A 26,407-nucleotide genomic window follows, 5' to 3' on the forward strand; every position below is an offset into this window, starting at 1 on the left:
GGAAGCCTGCTTCGAGATGAGGACTCCCACCCCCTTGTAGGGGTTAAGGCCCCCTGTAGACGACGGGGTTGATAGGCCGGATCTGGAAGCCCTGTGAGGGGTGGAGGTGACCGGTACTAATAGGCCGAGGGCTTGTCCATAGCTGCTTGCGTCCACTGTGTTGGTTCTGAGACAACAACCCGCTTTGTTTGTTGCTGGTTGTTTGTTTCATTGTGTTTCGGTGGTCATAGCGTTGGGGAAACGCCCGGTCTCATTCCGAACCCGGAAGCTAAGCCTGACCGCGCCGATGGTACTGCATGGGGGACCGTGTGGGAGAGTAGGTCACCGCCGAACAATCTTTAGAACTCAACCCCCGGACACCGTCCGGGGGTTGAGTCATTTCCGGATCCCGTGCAACCTGAAGTAGGACGACAGGACATGGACCAAGGCACCCGCGACCAGGTGCTCGGCCGTCTGGCCGGGGCAGTCGGGTCTGTTACGGCCGCACACCCGACGCGAGTCGCCGTCGACGGGCCGCCCGCCGCCGGCAAGACCACGCTCGCCGATGAGCTGGCCGTCGTCCTGCGTGCGCAGGGCCGCGACGTCATCCGCGCGACGATCGACGATTTCCTCTCCCCCCGGGCGCGGCGGTATCGGCGCGGCGAGTACTCGGCCGAAGGCTGCTACTTCGACACCCACGACACCGAGGCGCTGAAGCGGGTTCTGCTCGATCCGCTCGGCCCGGGCGGAGACCGGCGTTTCCAGCACACGGTCTACGACCACACCTCGGATAGTGCGCTGTCCCCGCCGGTCACGACTGCCCCCGCCGACGCCGTGCTGGTCGTCGACGGCGTCTTCCTCATGCGTCCGGAACTGATTGATCGGTGGGACCTGCGCATCTTCGTGTCGACCGCACTTGAGAAGACCGTGAGTCGTGCCGTGAGTCGAGAGGGTCGGGTGTCATCTCCGGCGGAGGTCGAGCGGCGCTGGCGTGAGCGTTACATCCCCTCCCAGCAGTACTACTTCGCTGCGGTCCGCCCGACCGAGCGCGCCGACATCATCGTGCACAATGACGAGCCCCGGCGGCCGGTCTGGGAGGTGCGAACGCGTTGAACGCAGAGTTCCGGCGAGAGCGCGTATGGAAGAGCGGGCCCTCGGTCCCGGGCCTGCAGCCCTACTCCCCGTTTGCGTTCATCTGACCCGGTACCCGCATCGTCAGGATTGCCATGTCGTCCGACGCCGGCTCCGCCGCGAAGCGCTCCACGGTGCGCAGTACGCGGGCCGCCACCGCGCCCGCCGTGAGGCCCGTGCACGTGGTGAGGACGTCGACCAGGCCCTCGTCGCCGAGCATCCGGGTGCCTTCGCGGCGTTCGGTGACGCCGTCCGTGACGCACAGGAGGACGTCGCCCGGGTCGAGGACCAATTCTTCGCTGTGCAGCTCCAGGTCGTCCATGACGCCCAGCAGCGGCTGGGACTCCGTGGCCTGTTCCACCGTGCCGTCGGGGCGCAGGCGGAGCGGCGGCGGGTGGCCGGCGCAGACGGTTTTGAGGACGGCGCTGCCGTCCGGCTGGGGCCAGAGTTCGCCGTAGAGGAGGGTCAGGAAGCGGCCGCGCGCGCCCTCGTCGAGGATGGCGGCGTTGAGGCGCTCCAGTACCGCCGGGCCGCCGAAGCCCTCGCGGGCCAGCAGGCGGATGGCCGTGCGGGCGAGGCCCGTGACGGCGGCGGCTTCCGGGCCCGTACCGCAGACGTCTCCGATCGCGAAGCCGTATGTGCCGTCCCGGATTTCGAAGAGGTCGTAGAAGTCGCCGCCGACCTCGTTGCCCTCGCCCGCCGGGCGGTAGATGACCTCGACCTCGACCCCGGGGACGTCCGGCAGGCCCGGGGGCAGGAGGCTGCGCTGCAGGGACTGGCTAATGGTGGTGCGCTCGGAGTAGAGGCGCGCGTTGTCGAGCGCGAGGGCTGCCCGGCGGGAGAGGTCCTCGGCGAGTTCGAGGATTTCCTGGCGGAAGTGCTCGTCGGTCGGCTTGCCCAGGACGAGCATGCCGATGACGCGGTTGCGGGCGACGAGCGGCAGCACAACGGTTTCACCACCGACGGTGGAGGCCGTGGCCAGGGATGTCTCGGCGTCCTCGGCGAGGGTCGTGTTGCCGGCGATGCTGAGGCTGAGGAACGAGCTGCGCATCGCCAGCGTGTGCGCCGCGTCGCCGGGGCCGCGCCAGAGGCGGGCGCCGGGGACGAGGACGGCGTCCGGCGGGTCGATGCGGGAGAGCAGGGCGCGCAGGTCGTCGATGCGCTCCTCGTCCTCGTGCAGGACGTAGCTGAGTTCGGGCTCGGCCTGCTCGGGGAGGGTGTAGACGGCGCACCAGGTGGCCAGCGTGGGGACGATCATCTGGGCCATGAGAGCCAGTGTCTGGTCTCGGTCGAGGGTGCCGGCGAGCAGGTCGGACGCCTCGACGAGGAAGGACAGCGAGCCGCGGCGCAGCCGCTCCAGCTCGCCGAGGCGGGCGGATTCGACGGCGAGCGCGATGCGGTCGGCGGCGAACTGCAGCCGCAGCGCCTCCTCGTTGGTATAGCGGCCGGGCACCTCGGCGGCGACGCCGAGGGATCCGGTGAGCCGGCCCTCGACCTTCAGCGGTACGGAGACGACGGACCGCATGCCGGTGGCGGCCAGCAGGGGGACGGCGTCGGCGTCCGCCATGAGGTCCTCGTGGACGGCCGGGAGGCGGGCAGAGCCGTAGCGTCCGGCGCCGGTCTCGACGGGGACGCGGGCGAACCGCTGGCGGGCGGACGGCAGGCCGGTGGAGGCGCGTACTTCGAGCTCGGTCTCGTCGTCGGTGGCGAGCAGCAGGTACGCGGCGTCGCCGGCGAGCATGTCGCGGGCGCGCTCGACGGTGCGCTGCAGCAGGCCGTCGAGGTCGTCGGGGGAGGGGGTGCCGATGAACGCCTCGAAGGAGTCGCCACCGGGGAAGGCGTTGGTACGGCCCTCGCCGCCGGCGGTGTCGCCGGCGGAGGTGCGCAGCGGGCTCTGCAGGACGGCGCGTTCGCGGTCGCGGACCATGAGGCAGATCGTGGACGGGTCGCCGGCGGAGTTGCGCAGGCGCATGTGCGAGGCGTAGACGGGGGTGACGCGCCCGTCGTTGCAGCGGATGCCGTACGAGCCCTCCCAGCGGGACAGCCGGAGCGCCTCGACGAGCCCGGTGCCGGTGCCGGGGGTGTGGGGCCAGGCGGCGAGGTCGCCGAGGGGCTTGCCGACGACCTTCTCCGGTTCGTACCCGAAGAGGTCGCGGGCGTCGTCGTTCCACTCGCTGACGAGGCCGCCGCGGTCGATGCGGACGACCGCGACGCGGATGCGCTCCTCGGCCAGCGGCAGCTCGTCGACGGGCAGTTCGGGGCCGGCGGCGCGGGTGCCGGCGGGCGGCTCGGCGACGGAGAGCTGGAACCAGACGCGCTTGTGCTCCGCGGTGTAGTCGACGCCCCAGCGGCTGGCGAGGGCGGCGCAGAGCATCAGGCCGCGACCGCCTTCGCGGTCGAGGGGGGCGGGCTGCAGTGCGGGGCTGTGCAGGGGCAACTCGCGCTCGGCGTGCCGGTCCGCGACCTCGACCCGTACCGCGTCGGCCATCCGGATACACAGGACATCAACCGCCGTACCCGCATGAACTATGGCGTTTGTGACAAGCTCACTGGTCAGCACGACGGCGTCGTCTGTAGCCTCGGGATAGCCCCAGCCCTGGAGGGTGTCGCGGACGAAGGTCCTGGCCGCGGCGACGGAGCGCCCGACCGGCTCGAAGGTGGCCGCAGCCCGCGCGGTGGTCACCAGCTCTCCTCTCGATGTGCCACTCTCCCGGCTGAAGGGATGGACGGCGGATGCCAGGGTACTTACCTTCACCCTGCGGACAGATGCCGGATCCTTCTCTTAACACTCGGAAAGTGCGTCTTAGCCGCCGAACTGTTATGGCCTGCCAGGGCAGGGGTGAAACACTGGGAAGGCTTCGGAGGGAGCCCGAGGTGAACGTCGACCCTGCGGGAGGGACACAGTGGAGTCTGACGCGAGCGCGACGGGCGTGAGTCCGCGCACGAGGGGCGGACGCTCCCGGACGCCCTCCGGGACGACACAGGTCGATACGGCCTCGCTCTACCGCCTGCTGGGCGCGCTGGAGTCCATGCGCGACGGCAACTTCCGCAAGCGGCTCCGGGCGGGCGGCGACGGTCTGATGTCCGAGATCGCCGAGGTCTACAACGAGGTCGCGGAGCGCAACCTGCACGTCACCGGCGAGCTGTCGCGGGTGCGGCGCATGGTCGGGCGGGAGGGCAAGCTGGCGGAGCGGCTGGCCGCGGGGCCCTGCGAGGGGTCGTGGGCGGCGGCGGTCGACGCGTCGAACGCGCTGGTCGACGATCTCGTACGCCCCCTCGCGGACGTCGGCCGGGTGCTGACCGCCGTGGCGGACGGCGACCTGCAGCAGCGCATGGACCTGCGGCCGCAGGGCCAGGACGGCGCCCCGCACCCGCTCCGCGGCGAAGTGCTGAAGATGGGCCGTACGGTCAACGGGCTGGTGGACCAGCTCTCCGTGTTCACGGACGAGGTGACCCGGGTCGCCAGCGAGGTCGGCACCGAGGGCAAGCTCGGCGGGCAGGCGAAGGTGCGCGGGATGTCCGGGTCCTGGAAGGACCTCACGGACTCCGTGAACACCATGGCGTACCGGCTGACCGCCCAGGTCCGCGACATCGCCCTGGTCACCACGGCGGTCGCCAAGGGCGACCTGTCGCGCAAGGTCACCGTCCACGTCGACGGCGAGATGCTGGCGCTGAAGAACACCGTCAACACGATGGTCGACCAGCTCTCCGCGTTCTCCTCCGAGGTGACCCGGGTGGCCCGCGAGGTGGGCACCGAGGGCGAGTTGGGCGGGCAGGCGCAGGTCGAGGGCGTCGGCGGGGTGTGGAAGGACCTCACGGACAGCGTGAACCTGATGGCGGGCAACCTCACCGCCCAGGTGCGCGGCATCGCGCAGGTCACCACCGCGGTCGCCAACGGCGACCTGTCGCAGAAGGTGACCGTGAGTGCACGCGGCGAGGTCGCCCAGCTCGCGGACACGATCAACACCATGACCGAGACGCTGCGCACCTTCGCCGGCGAGGTCACGCGCGTGGCCAGCGAGGTCGGCGCGGAGGGGCGGCTCGGCGGGCAGGCGCAGGTGCCGGGCGCCGCGGGGACCTGGAAGGACCTCACCGACTCGGTGAACACCGCCTTCTCCGACCTCACCCGGCAGGTGCGCGAATTCGCGCAGGTGACGACGGCGGTGGCCAACGGCGACCTGTCGCAGAAGGTCACCGTGGACGTCTCCGGCGAGATGCTGGAGCTGAAGAACACCGTGAACACGATGGTCGATCAGCTGTCGGCCTTCGGCGCCGAGGTCACGCGGGTCGCCCGCGAGGTCGGCGCGGAGGGCGAACTCGGCGGCCAGGCGCAGGTGCCCGGCGCCGCGGGCACCTGGAAGGACCTCGTCGACTCGGTCAACACGGCCTTCCATAACCTGACCGGCCAGGTGCGCAACATCGCGCAGGTGACGACGGCCGTCGCGAACGGCGACCTGTCGCAGAAGGTCACCGTGGACGTCTCCGGCGAGATGCTCCAGCTGAAGAACACCGTGAACACGATGGTGGACCAGTTGTCCTCCTTCGCCGACCAGGTCACGCGGATGGCGCGGGACGTGGGCACGGAGGGCCGGCTCGGCGGGCAGGCGCGCGTCGAGGGGGTCTCGGGTACGTGGAAGGACCTGACCGACTCCGTCAACTACATGGCGAGCAACCTGACGCTCCAGGTGCGCAACATCGCGCAGGTGACGACGGCCGTGGCGCGCGGCGACCTGTCGCAGAAGATCGAGGTCGACGCGCGCGGCGAGATCCTGGAGCTGAAGAACACCATCAACACGATGGTCGATCAGCTCTCGTCGTTCGCCGAGCAGGTGACGCGGGTGGCGCGCGAGGTCGGCACCGACGGCCGGCTCGGCGGGCAGGCCCGGGTGCAGGGCGTGGCCGGCGTCTGGCGTGACCTGACGGACTCGGTCAACTTCATGGCCGGCAACCTGACCGGCCAGGTCCGCAGCATCGCCCAGGTCGCGACGGCCGTGGCGCGCGGCGATCTGTCGCAGAAGATCCATGTGGACGCGCGCGGCGAGATCCTGGAGCTGAAGAACACTCTGAACACGATGGTCGATCAGCTCTCGTCGTTCGCCGACCAGGTCACCCGGGTCGCCAGCGAGGTCGGCACCGAGGGCAAGCTCGGCGGCCAGGCGGAGGTCCAGGGCGTCTCCGGTACGTGGAAGGACCTCACCCAGTCCGTCAACTCGATGGCGAACAACCTGACCTCGCAGGTGCGCAGCATCGCCGAGGTCACCACCGCGGTGGCGCGCGGCGACCTCTCCAAGAAGATCACCGTCGACGCGCGGGGCGAGATCCTCGAACTCGTGACGACGGTGAACACGATGGTGGACCAGTTGTCGTCGTTCGCCGAGCAGGTCACGCGGGTGGCGCGCGAGGTGGGTACGGAGGGCCAGCTCGGCGGGCAGGCCCGGGTGCGCGGAGTCTCCGGCATCTGGAAGGACCTCACCGACAACGTGAACCAGATGGCGGTCAACCTGACCAGCCAGGTGCGCAACATCTCCCAGGTCGCCACCGCCGTCGCCAACGGCGACCTGACCCGTACGGTCACCGTCGAGGCCCGCGGCGAGGTCCAGCAGCTCGCCGCCACCGTCAACACCATGGTCAAAACGCTGTCGTCGTTCGCCGACGAGGTCACCCGCGTCGCCCGCGAGGTCGGCACCGACGGCCGGCTCGGCGGCCAGGCCCGGGTGCCCGGCGTCTCGGGTACGTGGAAGGACCTCACCGAGTCCGTGAACTCGATGGCCTCCAACCTCACCAACCAGGTGCGCAACATCGCCATGGTGACCACCGCCGTGGCCAGCGGCGACCTGTCGAAGAAGATCGACGTGGCCGCGCAGGGCGAGATCCTGGAGCTGAAGACCACGATCAACACGATGGTCGACCAGCTGTCGTCCTTCGGCGACGAGGTCACCCGGGTCTCCCGCGAGGTGGGCACGGAGGGCCGCCTCGGCGGGCAGGCGCGGGTGCCGGGGGTCTCCGGCATCTGGAAGGACCTCACGGAGTCCGTGAACCTGATGGCGAACAACCTGACCAGCCAGGTGCGGCAGATCGCCCAGGTGGCCACGGCGGTGACCCGCGGCGACCTCAACCTCAAGATCGACGTGGACGCCTCCGGCGAGATCCTGGAGCTGCAGGACCACATCAACACGATGATCGTGAAGCTCCGCGAGACGACCACCGCCAACAAGGAGCAGGACTGGCTCAAGGGCAACCTCGCCCGCATCTCCGGCCTGCTGCAGGGCCGCCGCGACCTCGCCGACGTCGCGCGGCTCATCATGAGCGAGCTGACGCCGGTGGTGGCCGCGCAGCACGGGGCGTTCTTCCTGGTGCAGCGCTCCGGCGCCGAGGCCGTCGTCGAGATCGGCGCGGCCAGCGGGGACGACGCGTACGAGCTGCGCATGATCCGTTCGTACGGGCACTCCGGCAGCGAGCTGCCGTACGTGCTGCGCCCCGGCGAGACCCTGGTGGGCACGGCCGCGCAGGAGCGGCGACCGATCGTCGTCGAGAACGTCCCCAGGGGTTATCTGAAGATCGCCTCGGGGCTCGGCGAGGCGCCGCCGGCCCACGTGATCGTGCTCCCGCTGATCTTCGAGGGCCGGGTGCTGGGCGTGGTGGAGCTGGCGTCGTTCCAGCCGTTCACCCAGATCCAGAAGGACTTCCTGGGCCAGATCGCCGAGGTCATCGCGACCAGCGTCAACACCATCAGCGTCAACTCCAAGACGGAGGTGCTGCTGAGCCAGTCCCAGGAGCTGGCGGCGCAGCTGCGCGACCGCCAGGGCGAGCTGGAGGTGCGGCAGAAGGCGCTGCAGGAGTCGAACGCCGAGCTGGAGGAGAAGGCCGAGCTGCTGGCCCGGCAGAACCGCGACATCGAGATCAAGAACGTCGAGATCGAGGAGGCGAAGGGGGGCCTGGAGGAACGGGCCGAGCAGCTTGCGGTCTCGATGCGGTACAAGTCCGAGTTCCTGGCGAACATGTCGCACGAGCTGCGCACGCCGCTGAACTCCCTGCTGATCCTGGCCAAGCTGCTCGCCGACAACGGCGACGGGAACCTGACGCCGAAGCAGGTGGAGTTCGCCGAGACGATCCACGGCGCGGGCTCCGACCTGCTGCAGCTGATCAACGACATCCTCGACCTGTCGAAGGTCGAGGCCGGCAAGATGGACGTGAGCCCCACCCGGATCGCGGTGGTCCAGCTCGTCGACTACGTGGAGGCGACGTTCCGGCCGCTGACGGCGGAGAAGGGCCTCGACTTCTCCGTACGCGTCTCGCCCGACCCGCCCGCGACGCTCAGCACCGACCAGCAGCGGCTGCTGCAGGTCCTGCGCAACCTGCTGTCGAACGCGGTGAAGTTCACCGACAGCGGGGCGGTGGAGCTGCTGATCCGCACCGCCCGGGACGACGTGCCGCGGGCCATCAAGGAACAGCTGCTGGAGCAGGGCGCGCTGCGCGACCCGGACGCCGAGCTGATCGCGTTCTCGGTCACCGACACCGGGATCGGCATCCCGGCCAACAAGATGGGCGTGATCTTCGAGGCGTTCAAGCAGGCCGACGGCACGACGAGCCGGAAGTACGGCGGCACCGGGCTCGGGCTGTCGATCAGCCGGGAGATCGCCCGGCTGCTGGGCGGCGAGATCCACGTCGACAGCGAGCCGGGCCGCGGCTCGACGTTCACGCTCTACCTGCCGCTGCACCCGACCGAGCTGCCGGCCCCCGGGCGGGCGGGCACGGGCGCCGCCGCCGCCGCGGACGCGCTCGCGGCGGCGGGGCGGGAGCACGCCGAGGCGGCGAAGGCCGCCGCGGGAGGTGCGGCCGACGTCGTGGCGCCGCCTTCGGGCCGTACGCGCCCGAGGAAGGCCGCTGACGGGCGCTCAGCGGCCGTGGGGCCGCCGGCCGGGCCCATGGACGACGGGCGCGTGACGGACGCCTCAGCGGCGCCTGGAGTGGCTTCCGGCGGCCTCTCCGCGGACGGCGGCGGGCCGGAGAAGGCGGCGGCGCAGCGGCAGGCGGCGGCGCGCTTCAAGGGCACGTTCCGCGGCGAGAAGGTGCTGATCGTCGACGACGACATCCGCAACGTCTTCGCGCTCACCAGCGTGCTGGAGCAGCACGGGCTCGCGGTGCTGTACGCGGAGAACGGCCGCGAGGGCATCGAGGTACTGGAGCAGCACGAGGACGTGGCCGTGGTGCTGATGGACATCATGATGCCGGAGATGGACGGCTACGCCACGACGGAGGCGATCCGCCGGATGCCGCAGTTCGCCGGGCTGCCCATCATCGCGCTGACGGCGAAGGCGATGAAGGGCGACAAGGAGAAGAGCATCGAAGCGGGCGCATCGGACTATGTCACCAAACCTGTCGATACCGACCGATTGCTCGCGGTTATGAGCGGCTGGGTAAGCGGAGAGTAGTCAAATCGCCGTGAAATCCTGCTCTTTGATGACTCAGTGTGTCCAAATGCGTGTGAGAACACGGGTTTCCGGGAACCAAACTGATCGCAGGCGCGTTGTCGCTGCGTTGGCGGTGACAACTCGGTGACAGGGTGTGGCGAGTCTCGGGGTGTGGATACGATGACCGGCACGAGGGCGGTGGGCACGGTGGGCGCGTCTTCCGCGACGAGGACCGGCACACCGCCGGGGCGAGGAGGGCAGGCCATGGTGCAGAAGGCCAAGATTCTCCTGGTCGATGACCGGCCGGAGAATCTGCTGGCGCTGGAGGCCATCCTTTCCGCGCTTGATCAGCACCTGGTGCGGGCGTCGTCCGGGGAGGAGGCGCTCAAAGCGCTGCTGACCGAGGACTTCGCGGTGATCCTGCTCGACGTGCAGATGCCGGGCATGGACGGGTTCGAGACCGCGGCGCACATCAAGCGCCGCGAGCGCACCCGCGACATCCCGATCATCTTCCTCACGGCCATCAACCACGGCCCGCACCACACGTTCCGCGGCTACGCCGCCGGAGCCGTCGACTACATCTCCAAGCCCTTCGACCCCTGGGTGCTGCGGGCGAAGGTGTCGGTCTTCGTCGAGCTGTACATGAAGAACCTGCAGCTGCGCGAGCAGGCCGGACTGCTGCGGCTGCAGCTGGAGGGCGCCCAGAAGGGCAACGGAGACGGGGCCGCGCAGACCGGGGTGCTCGCCGAGCTGTCCGCCCGGCTCGCCGCCGCCGAGGAGCAGGCCGAGGCACTGTCGAAGCAGCTCAGCGGGTCGAGCGCGGAGTCCGCCGTGGTCGCCACCGCCGCGCACCTGGAGCGGAAACTCACCGGGCTGCGCAAGGCGATTGACGCCCTGGAGCCCGGCTCCCGCCCCGACGCGGAGTAGCCCCGCCGGCCGGGTCGGGCCCGGGTGCGCGGGGGAAGCGTACCTGCACGTCCTACGTGTCCCGTGCGTGCGCTGCCGGTAATCTCGCACGTATGGCCTCACGTACCTCTGGCAGCGGCAACTCCCGGCAGCGGTCCGGAGGTAGCACGGCCAAAAAGGCCGCGGCGAAGAAAGCGCCCGCGAAGAAGGCACCCGCCAAGAAGCCGCCGGCGAAGAAGGCCGCGGGCGGGTCGAAGAAGGCGGCGGCGAAGAAGCCCGCCCCCTCGCCCACCGCGGGTGTCCTTCATCTGCTGCGCGCGATCTGGCTCGGCCTCGCCCACACCGTCGGCTTCCTCTTCCGCGGCATAGGGCGCGGCGCCAGGGGACTCGACCCCGCCCACCGCAAGGACGGCCTCGCGCTGCTGCTGCTCGGCATCGCCCTGATCGTCGCGGCCGGCACCTGGTCGAATCTGCAGGGCCCCGTCGGCGAGCTGGTCGAGATCCTGGTCACCGGCGCCTTCGGCCGCCTCGACCTGCTCGTGCCGATCCTGCTGGCCACCATCGCCGTACGCCTCATCCGCCACCCCGAGAAGACCGAGGCCAACGGCCGTATCGTCATCGGCCTGTCCGCCCTCGTCATCGGTGTGCTCGGGCTGGTGCACCTGGCCTGCGGCACCCCGGGGCGCGGTGAGGGCACGCAGACGATCAGGGACTCCGGCGGGTTCGTCGGCTGGGCCGTGTCCCGGCCGCTGGTCACCACCCTCGGCGACGTGCTCGCGCTGCCGCTGCTGGTGCTGCTGACCATCTTCGGGCTGCTCGTCGTCACCGCCACCCCGGTCGCGGCGATCCCCGACCGGATCCACGCCGCCGGCGTCCGGCTCGGCCTCGTACAGCCGCGCCCCGACCCGGCGGTGGCGGCCAAGGCGGAGGACTTCGACGACGACTGGCGCGACGGCCTGGTCCGTACGGACGAGGACGCCGACGACGAGCCGCCCCCGCCGCCGCGCCGCCGCCGTACCCGCAAGACGGCCCCCACGGCCCCCGCGGCCCCGGCCGGGCCCTCCGCCGCCGCGCGCCGCGCCGCCGCCGCCCGCGAGAACGGCGGCATGGACCCCATCGACGCGGCCGCCGCCGCGGCCACCGACCTCGACGGCGCCGTGCTGCACGGCGTCCAGCCGTCCCCGCTGCTCGCCGACCTCACCCACGGCGTCGCCGAGCGCACCGGGGGCGTACCCGCGGCACGCGAGGAGTCGGGCGCGGAGCAGGCCGTACGTACGGAGAACGCGGAATCCTCCGTCCCCGACCTCACCAAGCAGACCGCCGAGCCCGACCCCACCGTCCTGCCGCCTCGCGCCGAGCAGCTCCAGCTCTCCGGCGACATCACCTACGCGCTGCCGTCCCTCGACATCCTGGAGCGCGGCGGCCCGGGCCGTACCCGCAGCGCCGCCAACGACGCCGTCGTCGCCTCCCTCACCCAGGTCTTCACCGAGTTCAAGGTCGACGCCGCCGTCACCGGCTTCACCCGCGGCCCGACCGTCACGCGGTACGAGGTGGAGCTGGGCCCCGCCGTGAAGGTCGAGCGCATCACGGCGCTGACGAAGAACATCGCCTACGCCGTCGCCAGCCCCGACGTGCGCATCATCAGCCCCATCCCCGGCAAGTCCGCCGTCGGCATCGAAATCCCCAACAGCGACCGCGAGATGGTCAAGCTCGGCGACGTCCTGCGCTCCGCGGAGGCGGCCGGCGAGGACCACCCGATGCTCGTCGGCCTCGGCAAGGACGTCGAGGGCGGCTACGTCTCGGCGAACCTCGCCAAGATGCCGCACATCCTCATCGCCGGCGCCACCGGCTCCGGCAAGTCCTCCTGCATCAACTGCCTGATCACCTCCGTCATGGCGCGGGCCACGCCGGAGGACGTACGGATGGTCCTGGTCGACCCCAAGCGGGTGGAGCTGACCGCGTACGAGGGCATCCCGCACCTGATCACGCCCATCATCACCAACCCCAAGCGGGCCGCCGAGGCGCTGCAGTGGGTAGTGCGCGAGATGGACCTGCGCTACGACGACCTCGCCGCCTACGGCTACCGCCACATCGACGACTTCAACGCCGCCGTCCGCTCCGGCAAGGCCACCGCCCCGCCCGGCAGCGAACGGGACCTGGCCCCGTACCCGTACCTGCTGGTGATCGTCGACGAGCTGGCCGACCTGATGATGGTCGCCCCGCGGGACGTCGAGGACGCGATCGTACGGATCACGCAGCTGGCCCGTGCCGCCGGCATCCACCTGGTGCTCGCCACCCAGCGCCCCAGCGTCGACGTCGTCACCGGCCTGATCAAGGCGAACGTGCCCTCCCGGCTGGCCTTCGCCACCTCCTCCCTCGCCGACAGCCGCGTCATCCTCGACCAGGCCGGCGCCGAGAAGCTGATCGGCAAGGGCGACGGGCTGTTCCTGCCGATGGGCGCGAACAAACCGATCCGGCTGCAGGGCGCGTACATCGAGGAAGACGAGATCGCCGTCGTCGTGCAGCACTGCAAGGACCAGATGGCGCCGGTCTTCCGCGAGGACGTGGTGGTCGGCGGCGCGAAGAAGAAGGAGATCGACGAGGAGATCGGCGACGACCTCGACCTGCTCTGCCAGGCGGCCGAGCTGGTGGTCTCCACGCAGTTCGGCTCCACCTCGATGCTGCAGCGCAAGCTGCGGGTCGGGTTCGCCAAGGCGGGCCGGCTGATGGACCTGATGGAGTCGCGCGGCATCGTCGGTCCGAGTGAGGGTTCGAAGGCCAGGGACGTACTCATCAAACCGGATGAAATGGACGGAGTGCTCGCCCAGCTGCGGGGGCAGGATCACCCGTAGCGGCGATCCGGGCAACCGGTTCGGCGCCTGATGCGTCACACCCATGGGCCGGTCGGGTGAACCGCGGTCGGGCTGTACGTCTATCCCGATGGCCCATTAAGTGTGCTCGACCGGTTGGCCGATCCTTTTACCACCCCCCTAGACTGAACCCCCGGCAGGTGGCTCACCCCGAAAGGCGCCCACGTGTCCCTCGGCAACTCCCCCACAGGCGACCGTCCTTCCGTCGGCCGCGCGCTTCAGCAGGCTCGCCTTGACGCCAAGTTGTCCGTCGAACAAGTCAGCTTGTCCACGCGTGTGCGCATCCCGATCATCCATGCCATCGAACAGGACGATTTCTCCCGCTGCGGCGGGGATGTCTACGCCCGCGGGCATGTGCGAACCCTCGCGCGCGTGGTCGGTCTGGAGCCCGAGGGCCTCGTCGAGCAGTACGACGCGGAGCACGGCGGCCGGCCCGTGCCGACGCCCGCCGCGCCGATGTTCGAGGCCGAGCGCATCCGACCCGAGCCGCGCCGGCCCAACTGGACCGCCGCCATGGTCGCCGCGATCGTGGCCGTCGTCGGCTTCGTGGGCTTCACCGTCTTCAGCGGCGGCGACAAGGACGGGCAGGACGGCTCCGCGGTGGCCGAGGAGTCGCAGAACTCCGACAAGCCGAAGGACCCCGACTCCAGCAAGGACGCCGCCGAGGACAAGCAGCGCCCGCAGCCCTCGGAGAGCGCGGTCGCGGGCGCGCCGCCGGACAAGGTGACCCTGCGGATCGTCGCCGCGGACGGGCAGAGCTGGATCTCCGCGCAGGGCGCCGACGGGCGCGAGCTGGAGGAGACCGTCCTCGCCCAGGGCCAGTCCGTCACCGTGACCGACAGCGAGAAGATCTACGTCGTCCTCGGCAACGCCGGCGGCGTCGACCTCTTCGTCAACGGCAAGCAGATCGCCGAGGACTTCCAGCCCGGCGAGGTGGAGCGGCTGACGTACACGAAGGGCGATCCCGAGGCCGGCTGACCGGCCCGGCCGGGTGGCGCCGCGGGCCCGGCCTGCGGCAAGGCTCGTACGCCCGTACCCTCGCTCGCCCGTGCTTCGGACGGGCGTGCGGAATGCGGCTGGTCGGCGGCGGTTTGCGGGCGTGGGACGAAGTAGGCTGAGCCCATGTCTGAACGCCGTACCGTCGCCCTCGTCACGCTTGGCTGCGCCCGTAACGAGGTGGACTCGGAGGAGCTCGCCGGCCGCCTGGCGGCGGACGGCTGGGACCTCGTCGCGGACGCCGCCGCCGCGGACGTCGCCGTCGTGAACACCTGCGGGTTCGTCGAAGCCGCCAAGAAGGACTCCGTCGACGCCCTGCTGGAGGCCAACGACCTCAAGGACAGCGGCCGTACGCAGGCCGTCGTCGCCGTCGGCTGCATGGCCGAGCGGTACGGCAAGGAGCTGGCCGACGCGCTCCCGGAGGCGGACGGCGTCCTCGGCTTCGACGACTACGCCGACATCTCCGCGCGGCTGCAGACGATCCTCGCCGGCGGCGGCCACGCCGCGCACACTCCGCGGGACCGGCGCAAGCTGCTGCCGATCAGCCCCGCGGAGCGGCAGGACGCCGCCGCCCGCGGCGCGGCGGCGCTGCCCGGCCACGGCGACCCCGCCGCCCCGGCCCCGGAACCGGCCCCGGACCCCGCCGCGGCGTCCGCCGCGGCTTCCGCGCCCGCCGACCTGCCCGCCGGGCTCGCCCCGGCCTCCGGGCCGCGACCGCCGCTGCGCCGGCGGCTGGGCACGGGGCCGGTCGCCTCGGTCAAGCTGGCGTCCGGCTGCGACCGCCGATGTACGTTCTGCGCCATCCCCTCCTTCCGCGGCTCCTTCGTCTCCCGCCGGCCCTCCGACGTCCTCGGCGAGACGCGCTGGCTGGCGGAGCAGGGCGTACGGGAGATCATGCTCGTCTCCGAGAACAACACCTCGTACGGCAAGGACCTCGGCGACGTGCGGCTGCTGGAGACGCTCCTGCCCGAACTGGCCGCGGTGGACGGCATCGAGCGGATCCGGGTGAGCTATCTGCAGCCCGCCGAGATGCGCCCCGGGCTGATCGACGTGCTGACGGCGACGGAGAAGGTCGCGCCGTACTTCGACCTGTCCTTCCAGCACGCCGCCCCCGAAGTGCTGCGCGCGATGCGCCGCTTCGGGGACACGGAGCGGTTCCTGCAGCTGCTCTCGGAGATCCGCTCGCGGGCGCCGGAGGCGGGCGCGCGGTCGAACTTCATCGTCGGCTTCCCCGGTGAGACCGAGCGGGACGTCGAGGAGCTGGAGCGCTTCCTCGTGGGGGCACGGCTGGACGCCGTGGGGATCTTCGGCTACTCCGACGAGGAGGGCACAGAGGCCGCGGGCTACGAGTCGAAGGTGGCCCCGGAGGCGGTCGCGGAGCGGCTGGCGCACATGACCCGGCTGGCGGAGGAGCTGACCGCGCAGCGGGCCGAGGAGCGGGTCGGCGAGACGGTACGGGTCCTGGTGGACGCCGTAGAGGACGCCGCCCCCGACGCGTACGCCGCCGCCGGCGCCGGGGAGGTCGTCGGCCGGGCGGCGCACCAGGCGCCGGAGACCGACGGCGTGACGCTGCTCGCCGGCGGGACCGCGCGCCAGGCGGCGCTCGGGGCGCTGGTCACCGCCAAGGTGGTGGCGAGCGAGGGCGTGGACCTGGTGGCGGAGCCGATAGGCGAGCCCGATCGGCGGCGGCCCCGGGAGCCGGCCGAGGAGGCCGCGAGATGAGCCCCGCCCCGGCCGTCGGTCAGGCCGGTCTGTGGAACATCGCCAATGTCCTCACCATGGTGCGGCTCCTGCTCGTACCGGCGTTCGTGCTGCTCATGGCCGCCCACGGCGGGCATGACCCGGCCTGGCGCTCCGTCGCGTGGGCCGCCTTCACGGTCGCCATGATCACCGACCTCTTCGACGGGGAACTGGCCCGCCGCTACGACCTCGTCACCGACTTCGGCAAGATCGCCGACCCCATCGCCGACAAGGCGATCATGGGCGCCGCGCTGATCTGCCTGTCGGCGCTGGACGACCTGCCCTGGTGGGTGACGATCGTGATCCTGGTGCGGGAGATCGGCATCACCCTCATGCGGTTCTGGGTGATCAGGCACGGCGTCATCCCGGCCAGCCGGGGCGGGAAGCTGAAGACCCTGGCCCAGGGCGTGGCCGTGGGCATGTACATCCTCACCCTCACCGGACCGCTCGCCACGCTGCGCTTCTGGATCATGGCCGCGGCCGTGGTCCTGACCGTGGCGACCGGCCTGGACTACGTCAAGCAGGCGATCGTGCTCCGCCGCAGGGGGCTGGCCGCCGAACGGGAGCAGAGAGTCCAGTGACCACACAGAACACCCACGGGACCGCGGCCGACCTCCTCGCCCTGTGTGAGGAGCGCGGCGTCACCCTCGCCGTCGCCGAATCCCTCACCGGCGGTCTCGTCGCCGCCGAGATCACCGCCGTGCCCGGCGCCTCCCGGTCGTTCCGGGGCGCCGTCACCACGTACGCGACCGACCTCAAGCGGGACGTGCTCGGCGTCGACAGCTCGCTGCTCGCCGAGCGCGGCGCCGTCGACGGCGAGGTCGCCCGGCAGATGGCCTCCGGGGTGCGCTGGCGGCTCGGCGCGGACTGGGCGGTGGCGACCACCGGCGTCGCCGGGCCGGACCCGCAGGACGGGCAGCAGCCGGGTACGGTCTTCGTCGCCGTGGCCGGCCCCGAGGGGCGCAGCGAGACGCGGTCGCTGAACCTGGCGGGGTCTCGCACGGAGATCCGCACGGCCGCCGTGGGGGAGGCGCTGGCGCTCCTCCGGCGCCACCTGGACGCGGCGCCGAAGGGGCAAGACGGGCGGAAAAACCCGGAAAATCCTGATCAGGAGGCCCCGCATTCCTCGCTTGGCGAACGGTGAAGATGACTTCCGTCGCCGCACTGTCACGGTCCGAGGCGGTACGGTGGAGCAGAGAGGATCCGGATCCGAGGTCCTAGGAGGGAGCCACGCATGATTCTGCTCCGTCGCCTGCTGGGTGACGTGCTGCGCCGGCAGCGACAGCGCCAGGGCCGGACGCTGCGCGAGGTTTCCTCGTCAGCGCGTGTTTCCCTCGGCTATCTGTCAGAGGTCGAGCGAGGCCAGAAGGAGGCGTCCTCCGAGCTGCTCAGCTCGATCTGCGAGGCCCTGGACGTCCGGATGTCCGAGCTGATGCGCGAGGTGAGCGGCGAGCTCGCCCTCGCGGAGCTGGCCCAGTCCGCCGCGGCCACCGAGTCGATCCCGGCCCCCGTGCGGTCGTTCACTGTGACTTCGGTTACAGGGATGCCGGATGGCGAACGGACCACCATCAGGGCCCCGAAGGAGCCCGACCCCGTCGCGGCCTGAGCGAAGAGAGCCTGCGAGAGCCCGGTACCGCCCGCTGCGGACCGGGCTCTTGGCATGCGTGCCGCGTCAACCCCCGATCCCGTGGGCGGACTTCCCCGGCGCTCACCCGCCCGGCTGGCAGCGCGGGCACCAGTACGTCACCCTCTCGTCCGCCGTGTCCCCCTGCGCCCGCCGCCGCACCGCCGTGCCGCAGCGCAGACACGGCCGGCCACCGCGCCCGTAGACCCACAGCCGCCGGTCGGGGCGCCGGCTCGGCGTCGTCGTACGGGCCACGCGGTCGCGGTTCGCCTCCAGCAGTCGCCTGGCGGCGGCGACGAGCCGGTCGGGCTCGGGGAGCGCGGACACCGGGGCGTACGGGCTGACGCCGGCGAGGAAGCACAGCTCCGACTTGTAGACGTTGCCGATCCCGGCGAGGTTGCGCTGGTCCAGCAGCGCCTCGCCCAGCGGGCGGGCGGGGTCGGCGAGCAGCCGGCGCTCGGCCTCCGCCGGGTCCCAGTCGGGGCCGAGCAGGTCGGGGCCGAGGTGTCCGACGACCCGGTCCTCCGCGGCGGTGCGCAGCAACTCCAGCACGGGCAGCCGGTAGCCGACGGCCGTGCCGTCGGCGTTGCCGAGGACCGCGCGGATCTGGTGCCCGGGGCCGCCGCGCCAGGACTCCCCGGGCGCGTACAGCATCCAGGCGCCCTCCATCCGCAGGTGCGAGTGCAGCGTGAGGCCGCCCTCGACGCGGGTCAGCAGGTGCTTGCCGCGGGGGACGACCCCGGTGACCTCGCGGCCGGTGAGGTCGGCCGTGGCCAGCCTGGGCACGCGCAGGTCGCAGCGGGTCAGCCGGCGGTCCGCCAGCGCCTCGTGCAGCAGGCGCGCGGTGCGCCAGACGGTGTCTCCTTCGGGCACGCACCCATCGTGCCAGGGCGTGGGGCGTACGAGGTGCGCGTACGGGGGTGGGGCTGGACCCACCCCGGTCCGGGGGCTGCGGGGGCGGTGGCGGGGCTGCCACGCGGGACACGATGGGCGGCATCATGAGGACGGGACGGGGAGGCACCATGAGCAGGCTGCAGCCGTACGTGACCGCGCAGGGGCGCGCCGTCGTGCTGGTGGCGCTGGCGGCGGTGGAGGTCGTGGCGCAGGCGGTGATGCTCGGCTCGCTGGTGCTCACCTTCGGGCTCGGGCTGGCGCTCTTCCTCCCCTGGGGGGTGGCGGTGGCCCGTCGCGCCGCGGGCGCCGCCCGCGCGCTGACCGGCCGCTGGACCGGGCGGCCGATCCCCGAGCCGTACCTGCCCGCGCCGCCGCACCCCCGGCCCGGCCCCGACGGCCGCTACCGGCACCTGGGCATCAGCTACCGCGGCCCCGCCGTGCCGAAGTTCTTCGAGCGCGTCAACCGGCTGCTGTCCGACCGCGCGACCTGGCGGGACACGCTGTGGCTGGTCGCCGACCCGGTCGTCGGGCTGGCGATGGCCGCGCTGCCGCTGATCGCCGTCGGCTACGGGCTGTTCGGCATGGCGCTGCCGCTGCTGTGGGACCCGTCGTACCCCGGGGACACGCTCGCCGACTACGCGGGCGTCGAGGTCGCCTCGCAGGACACGGCCCTGGCGCTGGTACCCGTGGGGGCGGCGCTGTTCGGGCTCGGGCTGTGGGCCGGGCCGCGGGCGCTGGCGCTGCACGGGCGCTGGACGCGGTCCCTGCTGGCGCCGACGCGGGCGGCGGAGCTGACGCTGCAGGTCGCCGAGCTGGACCAGAAGCGCACCGCGGCCACCGACTGGCAGGCGGCGGAGGTGCGCCGCATCGAGCGCGATCTGCACGACGGCCCGCAGGCGCGGCTCGTCGCCCTCGGCATGACGGTCTCGGCGGCGGAGGAACTGGTCGACACCGACCCGGCGGCGGCGAAGGTGCTGCTGCGGCAGGCGCAGGACTCGTCGTCCGCGGTGCTGCGGGAGCTGCGCGGGCTGGTACGCGGCATTCACCCGCCGGTGCTGGCCGAGCGGGGCCTCGGCGACGCCGTACGGGCGCTGGCGCTGGACTGCGCGCTGGACGTACAGGTCGAGGTCGACCTGCGCGGGCAACTGCCGGACCCGGTGCAGTCCGCGGCGTACTTCGCGGTGGCGGAGATCCTCGCCAACACGGGGAAGCACGCCGGGGCGGACCGGGTGGACATCGACCTGTGGCACCGCGACGGGGTGCTGCGCGCGACGGTCACCGACGACGGGCGCGGCGGCGCGGTGCCGACAGCGGGGGGCGGGCTGCGGGGCGTGGAGCGGCGTATCAAGCCCTTCGACGGGGTGCTGGCGGTGAGCAGCCCCGCGGGCGGGCCGACGACGGTGGCGGTGGAGATCCCGTGCCCGCTGGGGGAGGAGTGCTGCGACACGGAGCCGGCGGCCGGTGCCGGCGCCGCCGCCGGGCCGGGGGGTACGCGGGGGCCGGCGGCGGGGCGGCGGGAGCTGTGGCTGACGGCGCTGGCACCGGTACTGTGTTCCGTCGCGCTGTTCCCGCAGGGGCTGGTCGCGGGGCTGCTGCTGGTCTTCGGCACGGACAACCGGTCGTGGTTCCTCGCGCTGTACATGCCGGAGCCGCTGCGCTGGCCGACGGCGCTGGCGATGGTGGCGCTGGGCCTGACCGGGTTGCCGCCGCTGCTGCGGCGGTGGCGGAAGGGCGGCGTGAGGCAGGGGTCTTGACGGGGGAACGTTCGGCCGGCCCGGTGGGCGGGGCGGAGAGGAGCGGGGCTGTGCGAGTCGTCCTGGCGGAGGACCAGTACCTGCTGCGGGACGGCCTTACGCGGCTGCTGCAGGCGCACGGCATGGAGATCTGCGCGGCGGTCGAGTCCGGCGAGGAACTGCTGGCGGCGCTGCGTGCCGAACGCCCGGACGTGGCGGTGGTCGACATCCGGCTGCCGCCGACGTTCACGGACGAGGGTCTGCAGGCGGCGCTGGCGGCCCGGCGGGAGCGGCCGGATCTGCCGGTGCTGATCCTCTCGCAGCACGTGGAGCAGCTGTACGCACGGGAGTTGCTGGCGGACGGGCGCGGGGCCGTGGGGTACCTGCTGAAGGACCGGGTGTTCGCGGCGCGGCAGTTCGTCGACTCGGTGCGGCGGGTGGCCGAGGGCGGCACGGCGATGGACCCGGAGGTCATCGCGAAGCTGCTGGCCAGCAACGCGCGGGACGAGCCGCTGGGGCGGCTCACGCCGCGGGAGCGGGAGGTGCTGGCGGGCATGGCGGAGGGCCGCTCCAACGCGGCGATCGCGCGTCAGCTGTTCCTCTCGGAGGGTGCGGTCAGCAAGTACACGACGAACATCTTCGCGAAGCTGGACCTGGCTCCGTCGGACGACGACAACCGGAGGGTGCGGGCGGTGCTGGCGTATCTGAACGGGCAGGCGGAGTAGGCGCGGAGCGCCTGCGGCGGGGGCGGCGGGTCCGGGTCGGTCGGCGGGTGGGCACGGCAAGCGCTCGGGCGGAACGAGGGCGGGAGATGCCCGGCTGCGGGGGCGGCCGGGGCTGCAGGGTGGCGGGGGCTGTGCCGGGCGGGGGCGGGTGGGCCGGTTCGGCCGGTGGGTGTCGGGCGTGGCCGTGGTGCGGAGCGCCTGCGGCGGGCGCGGCGGGTCCGGGTCGGTCGGCGGGTGGGCACGGCAAGCGCCCGGGCGGAACGAGGGCGGGAGATGCCCGGCTGCGGGGGCGGCCGGGGCTGCAGGGTGGCGGGGGCTGTGCCGGGCGGGGGCGGGTGGGCCGGTTCGGCCGGTGGGTGCCGGGCGTGGCCGTGGTGCGGAGCGCCTCCGGCACGCGCGGCCGGGTGCGGGGCGGTCGCCGGGCGTAGATGTGCCGCGGTTGCGTGGCGCGCGCCTGCGGCGCCGCCCGCGGGTGGGCGCTGGTGGCCGTCTCCGTGCCGCACCGGGCCTTGGCGGCAGCGCTCCCGCTTGCGCCGTCAGGCGCGGATGCGCAGGCCGCGGGGGGTGGCCAGGAAGCCGGACTGCTCCAGGAGCGTGCCCAGGGGGGAGTCCAGGGCCGGTGTGGCGTTGATGCGTTCCACCGTCGCCGTACGGCCCAGGGCGCCGCCGCGGGCCGCCGCCGCCAGCGCCTCGGCGGCCGTGGCGAGACGAGGGTCGTCCGCAGGGGGCCAGGCCAGGAGCGTGCGGCCGCCGCGCTCCACGTAAAGGGCGAGGTCGCCGTCGACCAGGACCACCAGCGCGCCGGCCTTGCGGCCGGGCTTGTGGGTGGTGCCCGGCGGGGGTTCCGGCCACGGCAGGGCCGCGCCGTACGCGTTTGCCGGGTCGGCGGCGGCCAGGACGAGCGCCCGCTGCCCGGTCCCGCCTCGGCCGGGGCCCCCGGCGCCGTACGCCCGCGAGGCCCCCGGCTTACCCGCGCCGCCCCTCGGCCGCCGGCCCGCGCGAGCGCCCAGGGTGCTACCGCCGTACGGGCCCGCCACCGCCTCGTCGTCCGCGAACTCGCCGCCGGCCCAGTCGTCGGAGCCGTCGGCGCCGGTGCTCGCGAGGCCGCCCGGCTCCGTGCCGCCGCCCGCGCCGGAGGCCGTGCGCTCCCGGCTCGTGGCCACCGCCCGCAGCCGGTCCACCGCGCCGTCCATCGCGAACTGCGCCGCGCCCAGCCCCTCCACGACGTAACCGCGGCGGGCCTGGCCCGTCTCCTCGAACGCCGACAGCACCCGGTACGCCGCCGAGAAGCCGCCCTCCACGCCCTCCGCCGACACTGCGCCGCGCGTCACCACGCCGTGCCGGTCCAGCAGCGTACGGGCCAGGGCGTGGGCGCGGTGCGTGGCGTCCGGTTCGCGCTCGGGCAGCAGCGACCAGCGGCCCGAGACCGTCGGCGGGCCGTTCCGCGACGCGGTGCGCGCGGCGCCGGCGACCGCGAGGCTGCCGTAACGCCCGCGCGGCGTCGGCCGCTTCGCGCGGTGCGCGGTGGCGCCCGCGGTGCGGCCCGAGCCGAGGAGGGCGCGCAGCGGGCCGAGGGTGTCGTTCGTCAGCCGGCCGGACCAGGCCAGGTCCCAGAGGGTGTCGGCGAGCTGCGCGTCGGTGGCGTCCGGGTGCGTGGCGCGCACCTGCTCGGCGATCTGCCGGAAGAACAGCCCGAATCCGCCGGTCAGCGCGGTCAGCACGGCCTGGTGCAGCGGCGTGACCTCCAGTGGATGCGGCTCGTGCAGCAGCAGCGGCGCGGAGTCCGCGGGATACAGGGAGATCCAGCCGTCCTTGCCGGGCAGCGCGCCGGCGCCGGCCCAGATCACCTCGCCCGAGTTCGTCAGCTCGTCGAGCATCGTCGGTACGTACCCCCCGACCCGCGACGGCAGCACCAGCTTCTCCAGCGCCGACGCCGGCACCGGCGCGCCCTGCAGCTGCTCCACCGCCCGGACGAGGCCGTCGATGCCGCGCAGGCTGTGCGTGCCGAGGTGCTGCCATTGCGGGAGGAACGCCGCGAGGGCGGCTGGGGCGACGGGCTCCAGCTCCTCGCGCAGCGCCGCCAGCGACCGGCGCCGCAGCCGCCGCAGCACCGCCGCGTCGCACCACTCCTGACCGATGCCCGCCGGATGGAACTCGCCCTGCACCGTCCGCCCCGCCGCCGCGAGGCGCTGGAGCGCGCCGTCGGTGACCGCCGCACCCAGGCCGAAGCGCGCCGCGGCCTGCCCGGAGGTGAACGGCCCGTGCGTACGGGCGAAGCGCGCCAGCAGGTCGCCCAGCGGGTCGCCCACCGGCTCCGTGAACGCCTCCGGCACGCCCACCGGCAGCGCCGTGCCCAGGGCGTCCCGCAGCCGGCCGGCGTCCTCGACGGCCGCCCAGTGCGCCGCCCCCGCCAGCCGCACCTGGATCGCGCGGCGGGCGCCCTCCAGTTCCCGTACCCACGCCGGCTCCGCGCCCCGCTCCGCCAACTCCTCGTCCGTCAGCGGCCCGAGCACCCGCAGCGCGTCCGCGACGCCCTCGACGTCCTTGATCCGCCGGTCGTCCGTACGCCACTGCAGCTCGCGCTCCAGCTCCGCCAGCACCTCGGCGTCCAGCAGCTCGCGCAGCTCCGCCTGCCCCAGCAGCTCGGCGAGCAGCCGGGAGTCCAGCGACAGCGCCGCGGCCCGGCGCTCGGCCAGCGGCGAGTCGCCCTCGTAGAGGAACTGCGCCACGTAGCCGAAGAGCAGCGAGCGGGCGAACGGCGACGGCTCCTGCGTCGTCACCTCCACCAGCCGCACCCGGCGGTTCTCGACGTCGCCCATCAGCTCCGTGAGCCCCGGGACGTCGAAGACGTCCTGCAGGCACTCGCGCACCGCCTCCAGCACGATGGGGAACGAGCCGAACTCGCTGGCCACCTGGAGCAGTTGCGCGGCGCGCTGCCGCTGCTGCCACAGCGGCGTGCGCTTGCGCGGGTCGCGGCGGGGCAGCAGCAGCGCCCGGGCCGCGCACTCGCGGAACCGGGAGGCGAAGAGCGCGGAGCCGCCCACCTGGTCCGTGACCACCTGGTCGACCTCGCCCTTGTCGAAGAGGACGTCGGCGGCGCCGACCGGTGACCGCCCGTCGTCACCGGCCGCGTCCGAAGCCCCGCCGCGGGCGGCCGGCGCCGGGTCGACGTCCAGCAGGTCGAGCCCCATCAGGTCGGTGTCGGGCAGCCGCAGCACGATGCCGTCGTCGGCGTGCATCACCTGGGCGTCCATCCCGTACCGCTCGGTGAGCCGGGCGCCGAGCGCCAGCGCCCACGGGGCGTGCACCTGCGCGCCGAACGGCGAGTGCACCACCACCCGCCAGTCGCCCAGCTCGTCCCGGAAGCGCTCCACGACGATCGTCCGGTCGTCCGGTACGTGCCCGCAGGCGGCGCGCTGCTCCTCCAGGTACGCGAGCACGTTCCCCGCGGCCCAGGCGTCCAGCCCGGCCGCCCGCAGCCGCTCCTGCGCCGCCGTACGGTCCATGCCGCTCAGCTCGCGCAGGAACGCGCCCAGCGCCCGCCCCAGCTCCAGCGGCCGGCCCAGCTGGTCGCCCTTCCAGAACGGCAGCCTGCCCGGCACCCCCGGGGCGGGGGAGACCAGCACCCGGTCCCGGGTGATGTCCTCGATGCGCCACGACGTCGTGCCCAGCGTGAAGACGTCGCCGATCCGCGACTCGTAGACCATCTCCTCGTCCAGCTCGCCGACCCGGCCGCCGCCCTTCTTCGGGTCAGCGCCGGCGAGGAAGACGCCGAACAGACCGCGGTCGGGAATCGTGCCGCCGGAGGTGACCGCGAGCCGCTGCGCGCCCGGGCGGCCCTTGACCGTCTGCGCCACCCGGTCCCACACCACGCGCGGGCGCAACTCGGCGAAGGCGTCGGAGGGATAGCGCCCGGCGAGCATGTCGAGCACGGCCGTGAACGCCGACTCCGGCAGCGCCGCGAACGGCGCCGCCCGCCGCACCAGCGCCAGCAGCTCCTCCACGTCCCACACGTCCATGGACGTCATCGCGACGATCTGCTGCGCCAGCACGTCCAGCGGGTTGGCCGGGATCCGCAGCGCCTCGATGGCGCCCTCGCGCATCCGCTCCGTGACCACCGCCGACTGCACCAGGTCGCCGCGGTACTTGGGGAAGACCACGCCGCGCGACACCGCGCCCACCTGGTGCCCCGCGCGGCCCACGCGCTGCAGCCCGGACGCCACCGACGGCGGCGACTCGACCTGCACCACCAGGTCCACCGCGCCCATGTCGATGCCCAGTTCCAGGCTGGACGTGGCGACCACGGCCGGCAGCCGCCCCGCCTTCAGGTCCTCCTCCACCTGCGCCCGCTGCTCCTTGGAGACCGAGCCGTGGTGCGCGCGGGCGATCACCGGCGGCGCACCCTGCGCCGCGCCCGACTGGGCCATGATCTCGGCGGGCGGCGGCGCGTCCTCCGTAAGAGGCTCGCCGACCGCACGCTCGTACGCGATCTCGTTCAGCCTGTTGCACAACCGCTCCGCGAGCCGGCGCGAGTTGGCGAAGACGATCGTCGAGCGGTGCTCCGCCACCAGGTCGACGATGCGCTCCTCCACATGCGGCCAGATGGACGGCCGGTCGGCACCCGCCCCCTCGTCCTGCACGGGCGAGCCGCCCAGCTCCCCCATGTCCTCCACGGGCACGACGACGGAGAGGTCGAACCGCTTCTCCGACGGCGGCTGTACGACCTCCACCCGCCGTCCCGGCGACAGGAACCGGGCCACTTCCGCCACCGGCCGGACCGTCGCCGACAGGCCGATGCGGCGAGCGGGCCGCGGCAGCAGCTCGTCCAGCCGCTCCAGGGAGAGCGCGAGATGGGCCCCGCGCTTCGTCCCCGCCACGGCGTGCACCTCGTCCAGGATCACGGTCTCCACCCCGGACAGCGCGTCCCGGGAGGCGGAGGTCAGCATCAGGAACAGCGACTCTGGCGTGGTGATGAGGATGTCCGGCGGACGGTTGGCGATCGAGCGGCGTTCGGCCGCGGACGTGTCCCCGGAGCGGATCGCCACCCGTACCTCCGGCTCCGGCCGGCCGAGGCGGGCGGCCTCCTGCCGGATTCCGGTGAGCGGGCTGCGCAGATTCCGTTCGACGTCCACGGCGAGCGCCTTCAGCGGCGACACGTACAGCACGCGGCAGCGCTTGCGCGCCTCCGCGGGCGGCGGGGTCGCCGTCAGCCCGTCGAGCGCGGAGAGGAACGCCGCCAGCGTCTTGCCCGAGCCCGTCGGCGCCACGACCAGCACGTCCGAGCCCTCGCCCAGCGCCCGCCAGGCGCCCTCCTGGGCCCCCGTGGGCGCGGCGAACGCGCCCTCGAACCAGGCCCGGGTCGCCGGGTCGAACGTCTCCAGCACCGATCTCGCCATGT

Annotated in this window: 14 protein-coding genes and 2 rRNA genes; 13 read left to right on the forward strand and 3 right to left on the reverse strand. The window is 73.0% G+C overall.

What is annotated here, in order from left to right:
• The 3 genes from T328_RS00005 to T328_RS00015 form a co-directional block, all read left to right on the forward strand.
• Positions 1-140: ribosomal RNA gene (locus tag T328_RS00005) — 23S ribosomal RNA — on the forward strand; the annotation flags it as partial.
• Positions 141-216: 76 nt separating this feature from the next.
• Positions 217-333 (forward strand): 5S ribosomal RNA (rrf, locus tag T328_RS00010).
• Positions 334-417: 84 nt separating this feature from the next.
• Positions 418-1,092: a cytidylate kinase family protein gene (locus tag T328_RS00015; RefSeq protein WP_496493676.1), complete on the forward strand. Its 675-nt coding sequence runs from the start codon at positions 418-420 to the stop codon at positions 1,090-1,092.
• Between the two features lie 61 nt (positions 1,093-1,153).
• Here the strand turns inward: T328_RS00015 and T328_RS00020 are convergent, their stop codons facing one another.
• A complete protein-coding gene (locus tag T328_RS00020; protein ID WP_496493677.1) occupies positions 1,154-3,793 on the reverse strand; it encodes a SpoIIE family protein phosphatase in 2,640 nt (879 codons plus the stop codon).
• A 220-nt stretch (positions 3,794-4,013) separates the two neighbouring features.
• Between T328_RS00020 and T328_RS00025 the strand changes: the two genes are divergently transcribed.
• The 8 genes from T328_RS00025 (at position 4,014) to T328_RS00060 (ending at position 17,639) form a co-directional block, all read left to right on the forward strand.
• Positions 4,014-9,542: a HAMP domain-containing protein gene (locus tag T328_RS00025; RefSeq protein ID WP_496493678.1), complete on the forward strand. Its 5,529-nt coding sequence runs from the start codon at positions 4,014-4,016 to the stop codon at positions 9,540-9,542.
• Positions 9,543-9,785: 243 nt separating this feature from the next.
• Positions 9,786-10,448, forward strand: coding sequence for a response regulator (locus tag T328_RS00030; RefSeq protein WP_496493679.1), 663 nt, complete (start codon positions 9,786-9,788; stop codon positions 10,446-10,448).
• 92 nt (positions 10,449-10,540) lie between these two features.
• Complete coding sequence (locus tag T328_RS00035; protein WP_496493680.1) at positions 10,541-13,279, forward strand: DNA translocase FtsK; 2,739 nt, start codon at positions 10,541-10,543, stop codon at positions 13,277-13,279.
• Positions 13,280-13,462: 183 nt separating this feature from the next.
• The gene (locus tag T328_RS00040; RefSeq protein WP_496493681.1) at positions 13,463-14,275 is read left to right on the forward strand and encodes a helix-turn-helix domain-containing protein; all 813 of its coding nucleotides are present in this window, start codon (positions 13,463-13,465) and stop codon (positions 14,273-14,275) included.
• 144 nt (positions 14,276-14,419) lie between these two features.
• On the forward strand, positions 14,420-16,015 hold the full coding sequence (gene rimO / locus T328_RS00045) for a 30S ribosomal protein S12 methylthiotransferase RimO (RefSeq protein WP_496493682.1): 1,596 nt from the start codon (positions 14,420-14,422) through the stop codon (positions 16,013-16,015).
• The gene (gene pgsA, locus T328_RS00050; RefSeq protein WP_496493683.1) at positions 16,012-16,614 is read left to right on the forward strand and encodes a CDP-diacylglycerol--glycerol-3-phosphate 3-phosphatidyltransferase; all 603 of its coding nucleotides are present in this window, start codon (positions 16,012-16,014) and stop codon (positions 16,612-16,614) included. The genes rimO and pgsA overlap by 4 nt, the downstream gene beginning before the upstream one ends.
• Positions 16,611-17,177: a CinA family protein gene (locus tag T328_RS00055; protein ID WP_496493684.1), complete on the forward strand. Its 567-nt coding sequence runs from the start codon at positions 16,611-16,613 to the stop codon at positions 17,175-17,177. Before pgsA ends, T328_RS00055 begins: the two co-directional genes overlap by 4 nt.
• Positions 17,178-17,267: 90 nt before the next feature.
• Positions 17,268-17,639 (forward strand): helix-turn-helix domain-containing protein, encoded by a 372-nt coding sequence (locus T328_RS00060; protein WP_496493685.1) that lies wholly within the window; start codon positions 17,268-17,270, stop codon positions 17,637-17,639.
• A gap of 102 nt (positions 17,640-17,741) precedes the next feature.
• Here the strand turns inward: T328_RS00060 and T328_RS00065 are convergent, their stop codons facing one another.
• The gene (locus tag T328_RS00065; RefSeq protein ID WP_496493686.1) at positions 17,742-18,530 is read right to left on the reverse strand and encodes an Fpg/Nei family DNA glycosylase; all 789 of its coding nucleotides are present in this window, start codon (positions 18,528-18,530) and stop codon (positions 17,742-17,744) included.
• Positions 18,531-18,679: 149 nt separating this feature from the next.
• On the opposite strand from T328_RS00065, the gene T328_RS00070 reads away from it, so the two are divergent.
• Positions 18,680-20,305 carry a sensor histidine kinase gene (locus T328_RS00070; RefSeq protein ID WP_496493687.1) on the forward strand — a complete coding sequence of 542 codons (1,626 nt, stop codon included), beginning with the start codon at positions 18,680-18,682 and terminating at the stop codon, positions 20,303-20,305.
• A 50-nt stretch (positions 20,306-20,355) separates the two neighbouring features.
• Positions 20,356-21,009 (forward strand): response regulator transcription factor, encoded by a 654-nt coding sequence (locus tag T328_RS00075; RefSeq protein ID WP_496493688.1) that lies wholly within the window; start codon positions 20,356-20,358, stop codon positions 21,007-21,009.
• A gap of 536 nt (positions 21,010-21,545) precedes the next feature.
• Here T328_RS00075 and T328_RS00080 read toward each other — a convergent pair.
• Positions 21,546-26,405 (reverse strand): ATP-dependent helicase, encoded by a 4,860-nt coding sequence (locus tag T328_RS00080; RefSeq protein WP_496493689.1) that lies wholly within the window; start codon positions 26,403-26,405, stop codon positions 21,546-21,548.
• Positions 26,406-26,407 lie beyond the last annotated feature (2 nt).

The organism is Streptomyces sp. CNX435 (genome assembly GCF_059570575.1).